This is a genomic window from Nonomuraea sp. MTCD27 (genome assembly GCF_041950495.1).
GTDB lineage: Bacteria > Actinomycetota > Actinomycetes > Streptosporangiales > Streptosporangiaceae > Nonomuraea.
In genome coordinates, this window is the sequence record NZ_JBGNUW010000021.1 from 107131 (window position 1) to 121201 (window position 14071).

12 protein-coding genes are annotated in these 14071 nt (G+C 73.0%); 4 read left to right on the forward strand and 8 right to left on the reverse strand.

All coding sequences use genetic code 11. The features are described 5' to 3' along the window. The first annotated feature begins 57 nt into the window (after positions 1–57). Positions 58–2049 (forward strand): protein kinase, encoded by a 1992-nt coding sequence (locus ACBJ59_RS46515; RefSeq protein WP_375116490.1) that lies wholly within the window; start codon positions 58–60, stop codon positions 2047–2049. A gap of 166 nt (positions 2050–2215) precedes the next feature. Here ACBJ59_RS46515 and ACBJ59_RS46520 read toward each other — a convergent pair whose 3' ends face one another. The 4 genes from ACBJ59_RS46520 to ACBJ59_RS46535 form a co-directional block, all read right to left on the reverse strand. Beyond that, on the reverse strand, positions 2216–3121 hold the full coding sequence (locus ACBJ59_RS46520; RefSeq protein WP_375116491.1) for a D-isomer specific 2-hydroxyacid dehydrogenase family protein: 906 nt from the start codon (positions 3119–3121) through the stop codon (positions 2216–2218). Positions 3122–3367: 246 nt separating this feature from the next. Further along, the gene (locus tag ACBJ59_RS46525) at positions 3368–4087 is read right to left on the reverse strand and encodes a FadR/GntR family transcriptional regulator (RefSeq protein ID WP_375116492.1); all 720 of its coding nucleotides are present in this window, start codon (positions 4085–4087) and stop codon (positions 3368–3370) included. A gap of 5 nt (positions 4088–4092) precedes the next feature. Next, complete coding sequence (locus ACBJ59_RS46530; RefSeq protein ID WP_364112322.1) at positions 4093–4713, reverse strand: bifunctional 4-hydroxy-2-oxoglutarate aldolase/2-dehydro-3-deoxy-phosphogluconate aldolase; 621 nt, start codon at positions 4711–4713, stop codon at positions 4093–4095. 23 nt (positions 4714–4736) lie between these two features. Continuing rightward, positions 4737–5663, reverse strand: a complete 927-nt coding sequence (locus ACBJ59_RS46535) for a sugar kinase (protein WP_375116493.1) — start codon at positions 5661–5663, stop codon at positions 4737–4739. Positions 5664–5803: 140 nt separating this feature from the next. Here ACBJ59_RS46535 and ACBJ59_RS46540 point away from each other — a divergent pair, with 140 nt between their 5' ends. Beyond that, positions 5804–7015 carry an MFS transporter gene (locus ACBJ59_RS46540; protein ID WP_375116494.1) on the forward strand — a complete coding sequence of 404 codons (1212 nt, stop codon included), beginning with the start codon at positions 5804–5806 and terminating at the stop codon, positions 7013–7015. Positions 7016–7020: 5 nt separating this feature from the next. Here ACBJ59_RS46540 and ACBJ59_RS46545 read toward each other — a convergent pair whose 3' ends face one another. The 3 genes from ACBJ59_RS46545 to ACBJ59_RS46555 are packed head-to-tail and all read right to left on the reverse strand — an operon-like array spanning position 7021 to position 10405. Next, positions 7021–7893 carry a carbohydrate kinase family protein gene (locus ACBJ59_RS46545; protein ID WP_375116495.1) on the reverse strand — a complete coding sequence of 291 codons (873 nt, stop codon included), beginning with the start codon at positions 7891–7893 and terminating at the stop codon, positions 7021–7023. Further along, positions 7890–8915, reverse strand: coding sequence for a LacI family DNA-binding transcriptional regulator (locus ACBJ59_RS46550; RefSeq protein ID WP_375116496.1), 1026 nt, complete (start codon positions 8913–8915; stop codon positions 7890–7892). Before ACBJ59_RS46550 ends, ACBJ59_RS46545 begins: the two co-directional genes overlap by 4 nt. Further along, positions 8912–10405, reverse strand: coding sequence for a glycoside hydrolase family 13 protein (locus tag ACBJ59_RS46555; protein ID WP_375116497.1), 1494 nt, complete (start codon positions 10403–10405; stop codon positions 8912–8914). The genes ACBJ59_RS46550 and ACBJ59_RS46555 overlap by 4 nt, the downstream gene beginning before the upstream one ends. Positions 10406–10640: 235 nt before the next feature. Between ACBJ59_RS46555 and ACBJ59_RS46560 the strand changes: the two genes are divergently transcribed. Together ACBJ59_RS46560 and ACBJ59_RS46565 are read left to right on the forward strand one after the other, a co-directional pair. After that, on the forward strand, positions 10641–11933 hold the full coding sequence (locus ACBJ59_RS46560) for an ABC transporter ATP-binding protein (protein WP_375116498.1): 1293 nt from the start codon (positions 10641–10643) through the stop codon (positions 11931–11933). Between the two features lie 140 nt (positions 11934–12073). Continuing rightward, positions 12074–12697 (forward strand): FMN-dependent NADH-azoreductase, encoded by a 624-nt coding sequence (locus ACBJ59_RS46565; protein ID WP_375116499.1) that lies wholly within the window; start codon positions 12074–12076, stop codon positions 12695–12697. Positions 12698–12733: 36 nt separating this feature from the next. Here ACBJ59_RS46565 and ACBJ59_RS46570 read toward each other — a convergent pair whose 3' ends face one another. After that, a complete protein-coding gene (locus ACBJ59_RS46570; protein ID WP_375116500.1) occupies positions 12734–13924 on the reverse strand; it encodes a hypothetical protein in 1191 nt (396 codons plus the stop codon). Positions 13925–14071 lie beyond the last annotated feature (147 nt).

Consider the following 14071-nt stretch of genomic DNA (forward strand, 5'->3'; position numbering starts at 1 on the left):
AACGGGCGGAACGGTTCGGGTTGCCAGAGAACGAGCCGGCGGGAGGATCGGTTCGGGTTGAGACGCGATGACGACGGCGAGAGGACGGCGACGTTGGGGCGCTCGGCAGGCACTCCTCTGCAGCCGGAAGACCCGCCGGCGATCGGCCCCTATGAGCTGATCAGCCGTCTCGGCTCCGGCGGGATGGGCGTGGTCTACCTCGCCAAGGCCGCCGACGGCCCGCGCGTGGCGCTCAAGGCGATCCGCCGCGACTACACCGCCGACCCCGTCTACCGGGCGCGCTTCCACGAAGAGGTGTCCAACGCGCGCAAGGTGGCCTCGTTCTGCACGGCCCGCGTGCTCGACCACGGCGAGGACCGCGGCGTCCTCTACCTCGTCACCGAGTACATCGACGGCATCTCCCTCGAGGACCACCTCATCGAGCACGGCGCGCTGTCGCCGTCGGTGCTGCACGCGGCGGCCGTGGGCGTGGCCGCCGCGCTGACCGCGATCCACGCGGTGGGGCTGGTGCACCGCGACCTCAAGCCGGCCAACGTGATGCTGACGCTGGCGGGGCCGCGGGTGATCGACTTCGGGCTGGCACGCTCGACCCACGTGGACTCCCGGCACACCAACGCCGGCATGGTGATGGGCACGCCCGGCTGGATCGCTCCCGAGCAGGTCTTCGAGGGGCGCACGAGCCCGGCGGGCGACGTGTTCGCGTGGGGGTCGCTGATCGCGTACGCGGGGCTGGGCGGGCATCCGTTCGGCGAGGGCGACGCCTACGTGATGGCGGCCAGGGCCCGCAGCGCGCCGCCGGACCTGCGCGGGCTGCCCGCGCCGCTCGACCGGCTGGTCGCGGCGGCCATCCATCCCGACCCGGCGCGCCGGCCCCCGGCCAAGCAGTTGCTGCTGGAGCTCGTGGGCGCGGCCGACGAGCCGGCCGCGCAGCTCGCCGCCAGCAAGCACCTGACGAGCGCGTGGAACCCGTCGGAGTTCGGGCCGCTGATGCCGCACCCGATGCCGCCTGACCGCACCGGTCCCGTCCCCGGCCATCTCGCCCAGCCGCCCCAGTCGCCTCGGCCTCCCGAGGCCCACGGTCCGCGCCAGGCGCCACCGGCCGAGCGCACCGGCCCGACGCCCGGGTCGTCCCGCGCCCCGCAGCCGCCTCCCCCCGCCGAGCGCACGGGTCCCACGCCGGGCTCCTCCCGGGTGCCGCAGCAGCCACCGCCCGCGGAGCGCACGGGGCCGACGCCCGGGTCGTCCCACGGGCCGCGACAGCCCTCCCCCGCCGAGCGCACCGGACCGACCCCTGGCTCGTCCCGGGTGCCGCAGCAGCCGCCGCTCGCCGAGCGCACGGGCCCGACACCGGGCCCTACGCCGGGCGGCTCGTCCCGCTTGCCACAACAGCCGTCACCGGCCGAGCGCACCGGGCCCAGGCCGGGCGGCGCGCGCGTGCCGCAGGGGCCGCCGCCGGCGCGCGGGCCGTTGCCGCACCAGACCGGGCAGGTGCCGCTCCCCCACCAGACGGGCCAGGTGCCGCTGCCGCACCACGCGACCACCGGTCAGGGACGGCTGCCGGGCTACCGTCCCGCCCGGCCCAAGCGCGGCGTGTTCGCGGGCTGCCTGACCGCCCTGGTGATCGCGGTCGTGGTGATGGTGGTGCTGCTGGCCGTGCTGGCCTGGTTCTTCCGCTCGACGGCGGCCGGGGAGGACGGGCCGGTGCAGGACGGCAAGCTGCGCTTCGCCGTGACCGGCTCCGAGTGCCCCAAGCCCGCCAAGGCGGCGGCGAAGCGCACGTGCCAGGTCGGCGTGCAGGTCAGGAACGTCGGCGAGGAGGCCAGGGTGCTCGACCCGGGCCAGCAGAAGCTGATCGACGAGGACGACACGCTGCACGGCGGCACCAGGCTGCTCGACAAGGGCGGCAAGGAGATCACCCCGATCCGCATCGAGGCGGGCCAGACGTTCACCGGTGTGCTGGTGTTCGAGCTGCCGAAGGACCTCGACCCGACGGGGATCGAGGTGCACGACTCCGGGCAGAGCACCGGAGCCCGGCTCAACCTCGACTAGCGGCGGCTGCCGCACGCTCGCCCGCCACCGTTGCACCGCCGACCACCGTTGCACCGCCGACCACCGCTGCGCCGCCGACCACCGGTGCACTGCGCGCCCGCAGCGGCCTGAGCCGGAAGCGGCGGCCTCGGCCCGGCCACGCCGGAAGGCCCGGACCCGGCCGGGCCTAGAAGCCGCGGGCCGGGGTGACCACGCCCTCCAGCGGAAGGCCGTCCCGGAAGCGGTGCACGTTCGCGGTGACGCGCTCGGCCAGGCCGCGCCAGTAGGCGGGACGGGGGTTCGCGCTGTGCGGCGTGATCAGCACGTTGTCCAGCTCCCACAGCGGGTGGCCGGCCGGCAGCGGCTCGGGGTCGGTGACGTCGAGCGCCGCCCCGCCGATGTCGCCCGCGCGCAGCGCCGCCACCAGGTCGCCGGTGACGACGAGGCCGCCTCTGGCCACGTTCACCAGCCACGCGTCCGTGCCCATGAGCTCGAACTCGCGCGTCCCGAACATGCCCCGCGTGCCCGGGGTGGCGGGCGCCGAGACGACCACGTAGTCGGCCCCCGGCAGCGCCTCGCGGTAGCGGGCGCGCGGGAGCACCTTCGCCGCGCCGGGCACGTCACCGCTGTCGCTGACCGCCACCACCGTGCAGCCGAACGGCTCCAGCATCCGGATCAGCGCCCGGCCGATGCCGCCGCAGCCGACGATCGCGACCGTCGAGCCGGCGAACACCCTGGAGGTGTTGGGTCCCCACGTCGTGGCCCGGGCCGCCCGGTGCAGCCCGCGGGCGGCGGCCAGCATCAGGGCCAGCGCGTGCTCGGCCACCGCAGGGCCGTAGGAGCCGGTGGCGGCGGTGAAGACGGGATGCTCGGTGATGACCCCGGCGTCGGCCCAGCGCTCGACGCCCGCGTGCGGGAGTTGCACCCAGCGAATGCCCTCGTGGAGCATCGACCGCACCTCGGCGGGGTCGTCGCTGCCGTAGTAGACGATCGCCTCGGCCTCCGCCAGCGGCACGACGCGGCCTCCTGCTCGGCGTACGGCGTCGATGAGCACGGGCACGGGTTCCGGGCCGACGTGAACGGCGACGGTCATCGGGCGGCCTCCCGGTCAGAGGATGTTGATCACGTGTGAGCATATATCGCCCAGGTTGTCCGGATGCTCCGCGCCCCTGACGCTCCGGCCAGCCGTCCGTCGTCCCTGAGCCCCCGCACGGCTTTCCCCCCGCAGTTGGCGGGCGTCCTTTTGAGAGTGGTGTGGCGTGAGGCAAGGCTCATCGGCACTGAGGGCGTCGGACGGGGGGCGCGGGACGCGGGGGCGCACGGGCGGGGGCGCGGGGTTTCAGGTGGGGAGGGGGCAGGCGGTGCCGTCCAGGATGCGTTCGACCTCGTTGCGGGCCGCCGCCACGATCGAGCCGACCGCCTGGGCCGCCTCCGCGCCGCGGCCGGCGGCGATCGCCTCGGCCACGTCGAGGTGGCGGCGGACGGCCGGGTTGTCCAGCCGCTCGGGCAGGAGCAGCAGGTCGCGCCGGCCCACGAGCAGCTCCTCGGTCACCTCGGCGAGCTGGGCGAACATGCCGTTGCCCGAGGCGCCGAGCAGGACCCGGTGGAAGGCGGCGTCGGCGGTCACGAACGCCTCGCTGTCGCGGGCCCGCGCCGCGCCGATCAGGGCCCGCGCCTGCGCGATGAGCTCCTGCCGCTCGCCGGGCGCGGCGTGCCCGGCCGCCAGCGCCGCCGCGGCGGGCTCGACCGCGGCCCGCAGCTCGGCCAGCTCGCGCAGTTGCGCCTCGCGCCGGGGCGAGGCGAGCCGCCAGCGGATCACCTGGGGGTCGTAGAGGTTCCACGCGGACTCCGGGCGCACGGTGACGCCGACGCGGGGGCGGCTGGTGACCATGCGCTTGGACTCCAGCACGCGTACGGCCTCGCGGGCGACCGTGCGCGAGACCCCGTACCGCTCCTGGACGTCCTCCAGCCGCAGCACCTCGCCCGCGCGGATCTCCCCGGCCGCGAGCGAGCACCCGATCCCGTCGACCACCTGCCCGTGCAGGCCCTGAAGCCCCATGACGGTCAGCGCGCCCGGGCGAGCCGGGCCAGCAGCGCGGTGACCCGCTCCCCCGCCGCCTGCGCGCCGCCCGAGGTCAGCGCCGAGCCCATGCCGCAGGCCACCGCGCCGGCCGCGATCCAGTCAGGCGCATTGTCGATGGTCACGCCGCCGGTGGGGATCGCGGGCAGCTGCGGCAGCGCGGCCCGTACGTCGCGCAGCCACGACGGCGACACGGCGGAGGCCGGGAAGAGCTTCACCGCGTCCGCGCCCTCCTCCAGGGCCCGCACGATCTCGGTCGGCGTGGCAACGCCGGGGAACACGGGCACGCCGTAGCGGTGCCCGGCGCGGATCACCTCGGGATGCAGGTTCGGCGAGACCAGGAAGCGCGCGCCGGCCTCCACGGCGGCGCGGGCGGCGGCGGCGTCGAGCACGGTGCCGGCCCCGACCAGCGCCTCGGGCCGCTGCTCGGTGAGCCGCGCGACGGCGGTCAGCGCGCGCGGCGTGGTGAGCGCCACCTCCACGGCCTTCAGCCCGGCGTCCAGCACGGCCTCGGCGGCGGCCACCGCCTCCTGCGGCCCCGCGCTCCTGACGATCCCGAACACCCGCTGCGCGGTGACGGCCTCGACGATTTCCCAGCGGTACATGACTTCCCTTCCTGGCGTTCTCATCAGCGGTGCACGGTCTCGCCGGCCCCGGTTTTCGAGGCGGTGAACGAGGCCAGCGCGCGGTCCAGGGCGGCCCGGTCGGGCAGCCCGTCGGTGTCGTTGGCACACTGCACCACGAGCGCCGCGACGGCCGCCGCCTCGCGCAGGCACACCTCGTACGGCGCCCCGCGCAGCAGCCCGGACAGGAACCCGGCGGCGAAGGCGTCCCCCGCCCCCACCGGATCCGTCACGGGCACCGGGAACGCCTCCTGCCGCAGCCCGCCGCACGTGGCCGACTTGTCGCGGTGCTTGACCACGACGAGCCCGCCCAGCCCGGCCGGGTCCACGCCGAGCAGCTCCAGCTCGTCCTCCCCCGCCAGCACCACGTCGGCGCGGCCGAGCAGCGGCGCGACCCGCTCGCGCCACTGCGCGGGCGCGCCCAGTTTGAGCCGGATGTTCGGATCGAACGAGATCAGCGCGCCCGCCTCGGCGGCCAGGTCGAGCAGCCGGAGCGTGGCCCGGTGCGCGGAGTCGGACAACATCGGCGTGATGCCGGTGACGTGCACGAGCCTGGCTCCGCTCAGCATCCCGGGCGCCAGCTCCTCCGGGGCCAGCCTGGAGGCGGCCGAGCCGGCGCGGTAGTACTGGACGTCGATGGCCCTGGCCGGGTGGCTGTCGCGCAGCAGCAGCCCGGTCGGCGCGTGCGGGTCGGTGACGGCGTGGCGGGTGTCGATGCCCTCGGCCCGCAGCATGGCCAGCACGGACTTGCCCGCCGGGTCCGATCCGACCCGGCCCAGCCAGCGCACCTCGTGGCCCAGCCTGACCAGGCCGGCGGCCACGTTGCTCTCCGCGCCGGCCACGGACCGGCGGAACGCGGTGGCGCGCTCCAGGGGGATGCCCGGCTCGGCCAGCATCAGCAGCATCGCCTCGCCACAGACCACGACGCTCACAGCTCGCACCTCTCGATCACGGCGGAATAGTACTATCAAATGACCTTATATCGCGACTTATCCCCTCAAACGGGCTCCCTTGACCACAAGCCGCCCATGAGGAACGCTGAATCCGGAGACCGATGCCGGGGGCTCAACGCGTGAGGCGTCCATTCATCACCCTGCTGGCCGCCAACGCCCTTTCCGTGACCGGGAGCATGCTCTCCATCCTCGCCATCCCGTGGTTCGTCCTGGAGATCACCGGCAGCGCCGTGCTGACGGGCGTGGCCTCGTTCGCCACCACCTTCCCGATCGTCATCTCCGCCGCCTTCGGCAGCGCGCTGGTGGACCGGCTCGGGTTCCGCGTCACGAGCGTGCTGTCCGACCTGGCCAGCGGCCTGATCGTGCTGGCCGTCCCCGCGCTCTACCTGACCACCGGCCTGAGCTACCCGCTCCTGCTGCTGCTCCTGTTCGTCCGCTGGCTGGCGGCCACGCCCGGGGAGACCGCGCGCAAGGCCATGCTGCCCGACCTCGCCGGGATCGCCGGGGTGCGGATCGAGCGGGCCACGGCCGCGTACGACGGCGTCTACCGCGGGGCCGCGATGGTGGGCGCGCCGCTGGCCGGGGTGCTGATCCTGTGGCTCGGGCCGAGCCTGCTGCTGCTCGTGGACGGGGTCACGTTCCTGCTGTCCGCGCTGTTCATCGCCGTCGGGGTCCCGCGTGTCAGCCGGCAGCGGCGCGAATCCGGCGGGTACGTGAGCGACCTGCGGGCCGGGCTGACCTTCCTCCGGCACGACCGGCTGCAGCTGAGCGCCACCGCGATGATCGTGGTGGTCAACCTGCTGGACACGGGAGTGACGCAGGTGCTGCTGGTGCTGTACGCGCGCGACGTGGCCGGCGACCCGCGGGTGTTCGGGCTGCTCACCGGCGTGCTGGGCGCGGGCGCGGTGGCCGGCACGATCGTGTACGGCACGGCGGGCCACCGATTACCCATGAGGCTGACCTATGGGCTGTGCTTCCTCATGGCCGGGGTCCCGCGCGTGCTGGTGCTGGCCGTGGGCGCGCCCTTCCCCGCCGTGCTCGCCGTCACCGCGGTGTCGGGGTTCGCGGCCGGCGCGATCAACCCCATCCTGGGCATCCTCCAGTACGACCGGATCCCCGCCCCGATGCGGGCCCGGGTGATCGGCACCATGACGGCGGCCGCGTACGCGGGCATGCCGGTGGGCGGGCTGCTGGCCGGCTCGCTCACCGCCCTCACCGGCCTCGACGCCACCCTCCTGGCCTTCACCTGCGTCTACGTGGTGATCTCCGTCCCGCCCTTCGTCTGCCGGACCTGGCGGGAGCTGGACCGGCGGCAACCGGCCAGGATGTGACGGGGCTACGCCGAGGCCCTGTCGAGCAGCAGCCGCTCGCTGATCGGGGACTCGTGGGTGCCGGCGACCGTGCAGGCGTGCGCGCCGGCGATCGCCCCCAGGCGCACGCACTCCTCCAGCGGCCTGCCGCGCAGGGTGCCGTACAGGAATCCGGAGACGAACGCGTCGCCGGCGCCGTTGCTGTCGGCCACCGGTCCGGGCAGCGGCGCGGCCGGGAAGGCGCGCACCTCGGAGCCGCGCGTCAGGACGAGACAGCCGCCGGCGCCGCGCGTGCACACGACCGTGTGAGCGCGCCCGCGCTCCAGGATGTCGCGCATCGTGGCGGCGGGGTCGGGCAGGGCGGCGGCCGACAGGAAGACCAGGTCGGAGCCGTAGGCGAAGTCCTTCTGGTAGTCGGCGGCGCCGTCCCAGTCGTGCAGGTCGGTGGAGACGGGCACGCCGTCCAGGTCGGGGTAGACGTGGCGGCAGAAGTTCATGATCGACACGTGTACGTGGCGGGGCCGCACGTCGGAGTACAGCTCCCGGGGCAGCCGCTCGCCGGGCGTGAACTTCGGGTCGTGGAGCGAGGTGCGCCGCCCGTCGGGCCCCACGAGCAGGACGCTGCGCCGGGTGCCCGCCGCGGCCGGGCCCCAGCGGCAGTCGAGGTCGCGCAGGGCGTGGCGGATCAGCGCGCCCTGCGGGTCGTCGCCGATGAGGTCGGCGAACGCGACGCCGAGCCCGAGCGCGTGGCAGCCCAGCGCCACGCCGGCGCCGGTGCTGCCGATCCGGTCGACGACCGGGGGGACCAGATAGGTGTCCTTGTACGGCAGCGGCAGCTCGGGCACGTAGACCGTCGTGTCCACCCCGGCGCCGCCCAGGACGAGGACGTCCCGCGTCATCGGTTGACCAGCGGGCCGGAGCCGGTGGAGCCGCGCACGACCAGCTCGGGCTGGAAGATCAGCTCGACGTGCTTGGCAGGGGCGCCGTTGACCTCTTCGAGCAGCGTCTGCACGGCCGCCGAGGCCATCGCGCCGATCGGCTTGCGCACGGTGGTCAGCGGCGGATCGGTGAACGCGATCAGCGGCGAGTCGTCGAACCCGACCACGGACACCTCTCCCGGCACCGACAGCCCCTTCTGCCTGCAGGCGCGGATCGCACCCAGCGCCATCAGGTCGCTCGCGCACACGATGCCGGTGCAGCCGCGGGCGAGCAGCTGCGCGGCGGCGGCCTGCCCGCCCTCGACCGAGAACAGCGAGTGCGAGATCAGGTCGTCGACGTCGGCCGCGCCGAGCAGCTGGGCCATGGCCTGCTTGTAGCCCTCGATCTTCCTGATCACCGGCACGAACCGGCGCGGCCCCAGCGCGATCCCGATCCGCTCGTGGCCGAGGTCGACCAGGTGCTGCACGGCCAGCCGCGCGGCCAGGCGGTCGTCGGGCGAGATGAACGGGGCGTCGATGTGCTCGCTGTAGCCGTCGACCAGCACGATCGGCAGCCCGCGGTCGGTCAGGCGGGTGTAGCGGTCCATCCGGGCGGTGGTGTCGGCGTGCAGGCCGGAGACGAACACGATGCCGCTGACGCCGCGATCGACGAGCAGCTCGGTGAATTCGTCCTCGGGCGCGCCGCCGGGCAGCTGGGTGCACAGCACGGGCGTGTAGCCGTGTTGGGTCAGCGCCTTCTCGATGGCCTGCGCGAACGCGGGGAAGATCGGGTTGTCCAGCTCGGGCGTCACCAGGCCGATCAGCCCGTTGCTGCGTTGCCGCAGGCGGGGCGGGCGCTCGTAGCCCATGAGGTCGAGCGCGGTCATGACCGCCTGGCGGGTGGCGGCCGAGACACCGGGTTTGCCGTTGAGCACCCGGCTGACCGTGGCCTCACTCACCCCGGCCTGGGCGGCGATGTCGGCTAGGCGAGCGTGACCGTTCATGGCACACACTTTACTTTCCACCAGGCCGCCGAATCCGCTGCTCCAGGGACATCGGAGGCGAGCAGGAGCTCCCCGCCGAACTCCCCGCCGAACAACTCATCGAGCCCGAAGTCCACGGGTGCCGCGGTCAGGTTGACGGCGCAGACGAACTCGCCCCGGGAGAACACGAGCGTGCCCTCCGGCGAGTCGTGCCAGGTGAGCTCCCCTTCCAGGTCGCGCCGCAGCCGCAGCGCCTCCCGGTACAGCTCCAGCGTCGAGCCGGGCACGCCCTGCTGGGCCTGCACGCTCAGCTCGGCCCAGTCCGCCGGGATGGGCAGCCAGGGGTCGCTCCAGCCGGACTCCCGGGTCCAGGGCAGCGGCACCCGGCAGCCGTCGCGGCCGCTGTCGGGGTCGCGCAGCCGCTGGGGGTCCTGGCACAGCTCCGCCGGCAGGTCGAGCACCTCGGGCAGGCCGAGCTCGTCGCCCTGGTAGACGTAGGCGGAGCCGGGCAGGGCGAGCGTCAGCAGCGCGGCGGCGCGGGCCCTGGCCAGGTTGCCGTAGCGGGTCACGTGCCGCTTGACGTCGTGGTTCGACAGCACCCAGGTGGTCGGCGCGCCCACGGAGGCGGCCGTGGCCAGCGAGGAGTCGATCACCGCGCGCAGCTCGGCGGCGTCCCACGGGGTGAACAGGTAGTGGAAGTTGAACGCCTGGTGCAGCTCGTCCGGGCGGACGTACATGGCCAGCCGCTCGGCCGTCGGCGCCCACGCCTCGGCCACGCCGATGCGCTCGCCCGGGTAGGAGTCGAGCACGCGCCGCCAGGCGCGGTGGATCTCGTGCACACCGTCGTTGTCGAAGAACGGCACCGGCTCCCTGCCGACCATCCTGGCCTGGTTGCCGCGGCCGATGTCGGGCAGGCCGCGCGGCTTGACCATGCCGTGCGCCACGTCCACGCGGAAGCCGTCGACGCCCAGGTCGAGCCAGAAGCGCAGGATCGACTCGAACTCCCCGCGCACCTCCTGGTTGTCCCAGTTCAGGTCCGGCTGCGCGGAGTCGAACAGGTGCAGGTACCACTGCCCGTCCTCGACCTGCGTCCACGCCGGGCCGCCGAAGATCGACTCCCAGTCGTTGGGCCGGTCACGGAAGATGTAGCGGTCGCGGTGCTCGCCGCGCAGCGCCTCCTGGAACCAGGGGTGGGCGGAGGAGGTGTGGTTCGGGACCACGTCCACGATGACCCGCAGCCCGTGGCCGTGCGCCTCGTCGATGAGCGCCTTGGCATCCGCAAGTGATCCGAACAGCGGGTCAACGTCCCTGTAGTCCGCCACGTCGTAGCCGAAGTCCGCCATGGGCGAGGTGTAGAACGGCGTCAGCCAGATGGCGTCCACGCCCAGCTCCGCGAGATACGGCAGGCGATCGCGAACGCCGATCAGGTCCCCGATCCCGTCGCCGTTGCCATCAGCGAAACTGCGCACGTAGACCTGGTAGATCGCGGCGTTCCGCCACCAAGCGGTCATGGTTTCCCCCGAATCTCCCCCGTACGTTCCGACTATGAAAGCTCTTTCCGCAACTTTACGCAAGCCCTTCCACAGAGCCCAGAACCGGAAATTTCGGTGTACGGACACCCAAAACCCCCGACCGAAACCCCCACGAACGAGAATCTTTATGTCAAGGGTGGACATGTAGCGTTAAGGCGCGATGTACTACCTCTTCAATCAGCCTCGTCACAGGTGACACGCAAGGTGTGGGCCCATGAGCTCGGTCGTTCTCGACAAAGTGACCAAGGTGTATCCGGGCGACTACCTCGCAGTCGACCGGCTGAGCCTGCGGGCGGAAGACGGCGAGTTCCTCGTCCTCCTCGGCCCCTCCGGATGCGGCAAGTCCACGTTGCTCCGCATGATCGCGGGCTTGGAGGAGATAACCGAAGGGGACCTCTGGCTGGACGGGCAGATGGCCAACCACCTGGCCCCGCGTGACCGCGACGTGGCGATGGTGTTCCAGAACGGCGCGCTCTACCCGCACCGGACGGTACGCGGGAACATCGCCTTCCCCCTGGAGATCGCCAAGTCCGATCCCGGCCTGGTGCGCGAGCGCGTCACCGAGCTGTCCAAGGCGTTACACATCGACGAGACGCTCGACCGCCGTCCTGGCACGCTCTCCGGCGGCCAGCGGCAGCGGGTGGCGATGGGCCGGGCGATCGTCCGCCAGCCCAAGCTGTTCCTCATGGACGAGCCGCTGTCGAATCTGGACGCCGGCATGCGCACCGAGCTGCGGATGGAGATCTCGTCGCTGGTCAGGTCGCTCGGCGTCACCACGATCTACGTCACGCACGACCAGGTGGAGGCCCTGACGCTGGCGGACCGGATCGCGATCCTGAATCGCGGCGTCCTGCAGGACGTCGGAACTCCGGCCCAGATTTACAACGATCCAGCGACGGCCTTCGTGGCGGCTTTTCTCAACTCCCAGCAGTTGAACCTGTTGGCGGCGGGTGTCAGGACTCCGCAGAACCAATATGTGATGCTCGACTTCGGCCCGCACAGGCTGACGATGCCGTGGAGCGATCCCAGGGCGTACGCCATCTCGCAGCACACGGGCGGGCAGGTCCTCATCGGGCTGCGGCCGGACGGGCTGGCCCCGGTGCCGGAGTCGTACGACGGGCCGTCGTTCTTCGGGCGGGTGCGGGCGCTGGAGTATCACGGGCACGAATGGCTGGCGTACCTGGAGTGCGGCATGCCGGCCGTACCGGTGCCCGAGCCGCCGGACCCGCGCGGGCGCGGGAGCCGCGTCAACGGCGAGAAGAACGGGCACGGCATGGTGTCCAACCTGGTACGGCGGCTGTTCTCGCACCCCAGGGAGGAGCCGCAGGACCAGGAGCAGGTGGGCCAGCACCCGAACAGCGGCATCCACCGCCGGTCGGACCTGATCATCCGGCTCGGGAACCGCCCCGTCTGGCGCGCCGGCGACGCCGCCAAGGTGGCGGTGGACCTCTCCCGCATCATGATCTTCACCTCGGACGGCGCCCGCATCGACCCCCCGCGCCGGTAGCCCTTCCTTCTCCCCCTTCCAGGCCGGACGCCACCATGGCGACCGGCCGTTTCTTTTGCCCTTGACCAACCGGACCACAGTCCGTATCTTCGGGACCAGAAAACGGACCGCAGTCCGGAAAGTTGAAGGGACCTGACCTCATGAGCCACCTGCTGCACATCTCGGCCTCCCCGCGCGGCAGCGAGTCGATCTCGCTGGACCTCGCGCGGACCTTCACCGACGAGTACCTGGCCACCCACCCGGGCTCCCGCGTGGACCACTTCGACCTGTGGGACGGGACGCTCCCGGAGTTCGGCCCCGCCGCCGCGGGCGCCAAGATGACCGTGTTCGGGGGCGGCACGCCGGTGGGCGAGCAGGCGGAGGCGTGGGCGGCCGCCGTGCGAACCTTCGAGCGGTTCGACGCCTATGACCGTTACCTGTTCAGCGTGCCGATGTGGAACTCGGGGGTGCCGTACAAGCTGAAGCAGTTCATCGACGTCGTCAGCCAGCCGGCGATGATCTTCGACGTGCATCCCGAGACCGGCTACCGCGCCCTGCTGACCGGCAAGCGCGCGGCCGTCGTCTACACCAGCTCCGTCTGGGGCCCGGCGCTGGGGCCGGAGTTCGGCACCGACTTCCAGTCCACGTTCTTCGGCGGATGGCTGACGTGGGCCGGCATCGCCGACGTCCAGGAGATCCGGCACCATCCGACGCTGACGGGGTCGTACGAGAACGAGCGCAAGCAGGCGGGCGAGCGGGCCAGGGAAGTCGCCAGGACGTTCTAGCGGCGGAGCCCGGTGAGCGCGGATGTTCGTCCGGGGTCAGGAGGGCGGGGTCCAGCGGGGGCCGTCCGGGGTGTCCTCGATCAGGACGCCGCCGCGTGCCATCGCCGCCCGCAGCGCGTCCGCCACGTCGTAGCACCCCTTCTCCCGAAGCTCCGCCCGCAGCGCCAGCAGCGGCTCCACCAGGGCGGGCAGGCCCTGGGAGCGCTGGGTCGCCGTCGAGGCGAGCTCGCCGAGCCGGGCGATGAGCAGCCGCATCAGCTCCCTGGCCTGCTCCACCCCGCCCGCGTCCTCCTCCGTGTCGGCGGCCCACTTGACGATCTCCGCCTCCAGGTCGAGCACGGCCTGGGCGGCGGCCACCATGTCGGGGCGGGCGGCGGCGGCCTTGAACAGCTCCTCGCACGACTGGATGGACTCCTCCAGCGTCACCTCGGCGGGAGTGGTCTCGACGGGGCCGGGCGGGGGCGGGGCCGGGGTGCCGGCGCGGCCCTCGGCCAGGCGGCGCAGCTCGGCCAGGTGCGTACGGCTCCCCGACGGCAGCACCGTCAGCGACCCCGGCCGGCGCACGGTCAGGCCGCCCCGGCCCGCCACCCGCACCGACTCGCTCTCCAGGTCGACGACCAGCGCCGTGTGCTCGTCGAGCCCGAGGACCGCCGTGCCGGCCGGCAGCTCGCGCTCCATGCGCGACAGGCGGCGCTCGCCGAGGTAGCAGTAGCGGGTGTCGTGGGTGCCGCCCTCGGCGTTGTCGAAGTGCGGGATCAGCACGGCCTGCAGCCCCAGCGGCTCCAGCAGGTCGATGCCCTCGCGCCAGTGGGGCTCCGCGCCCACCTTGTAGATCTCGTAGACCGGCACGGTGGCCAGCCCCGCCGTGCAGGCCGCCGCCGAGGCGAGCACGGTCACCCCCTCGCGAGCGCGAATCCGGGCCCGCAGGTCGCCCGCGACCCCGGAGCCCGCCCACCGGTCCAGCGCATACGTCGGGCTGCCGGGCCCGGAGAACACCCAGTCGGCGCCCGTGATCGCGGGAGCCACCTCGACATCCAGCCCGACGCTGTGGGCGAAGTATCGGCAGGCGCGGGCGGAGATGTCGGCGCTGTTCTCCTGGAAGGCGTAGGGAGTGTCGAGCAGCACGGCTCGCGCCCCCGGGCGGAGCGTCCGCGCCGCGGCACGGTGGATCTCGACCATGGTCGGGCTCGTCTCGCCCGACCCCATCAGCACCAGCAAACCGGGCATGGCTGTCGGCCTCTCTCTCGCACGCCCTCGACTACAGCCCGGTCCGCCGCGGTGTTCAAGAGCGGGAGACAATATGCGTTGGGAACGCACTTGCATATGATGGGCAGTAAGTTGGTGGCGGTGACGGGAAGACACGTGGTCTCGGTT

Coding starts and splice junctions, on each gene's coding strand:
- ACBJ59_RS46520 (WP_375116491.1), bottom strand. CDS start 3,121: ATGACCGTCGCCGTTCACGTCGGCCCGGAACCCGTGCCCGTGCTCATC.
- ACBJ59_RS46525 (WP_375116492.1), bottom strand. CDS start 4,087: ATGGGGCTTCAGGGCCTGCACGGGCAGGTGGTCGACGGGATCGGGTGC.
- ACBJ59_RS46530 (WP_364112322.1), bottom strand. CDS start 4,713: ATGTACCGCTGGGAAATCGTCGAGGCCGTCACCGCGCAGCGGGTGTTC.
- ACBJ59_RS46545 (WP_375116495.1), bottom strand. CDS start 7,893: ATGACGCGGGACGTCCTCGTCCTGGGCGGCGCCGGGGTGGACACGACG.
- ACBJ59_RS46550 (WP_375116496.1), bottom strand. CDS start 8,915: ATGAACGGTCACGCTCGCCTAGCCGACATCGCCGCCCAGGCCGGGGTG.
- ACBJ59_RS46555 (WP_375116497.1), bottom strand. CDS start 10,405: ATGACCGCTTGGTGGCGGAACGCCGCGATCTACCAGGTCTACGTGCGC.
- ACBJ59_RS46560 (WP_375116498.1), top strand. CDS start 10,641: ATGAGCTCGGTCGTTCTCGACAAAGTGACCAAGGTGTATCCGGGCGAC.
- ACBJ59_RS46565 (WP_375116499.1), top strand. CDS start 12,074: ATGAGCCACCTGCTGCACATCTCGGCCTCCCCGCGCGGCAGCGAGTCG.
- ACBJ59_RS46570 (WP_375116500.1), bottom strand. CDS start 13,924: ATGCCCGGTTTGCTGGTGCTGATGGGGTCGGGCGAGACGAGCCCGACC.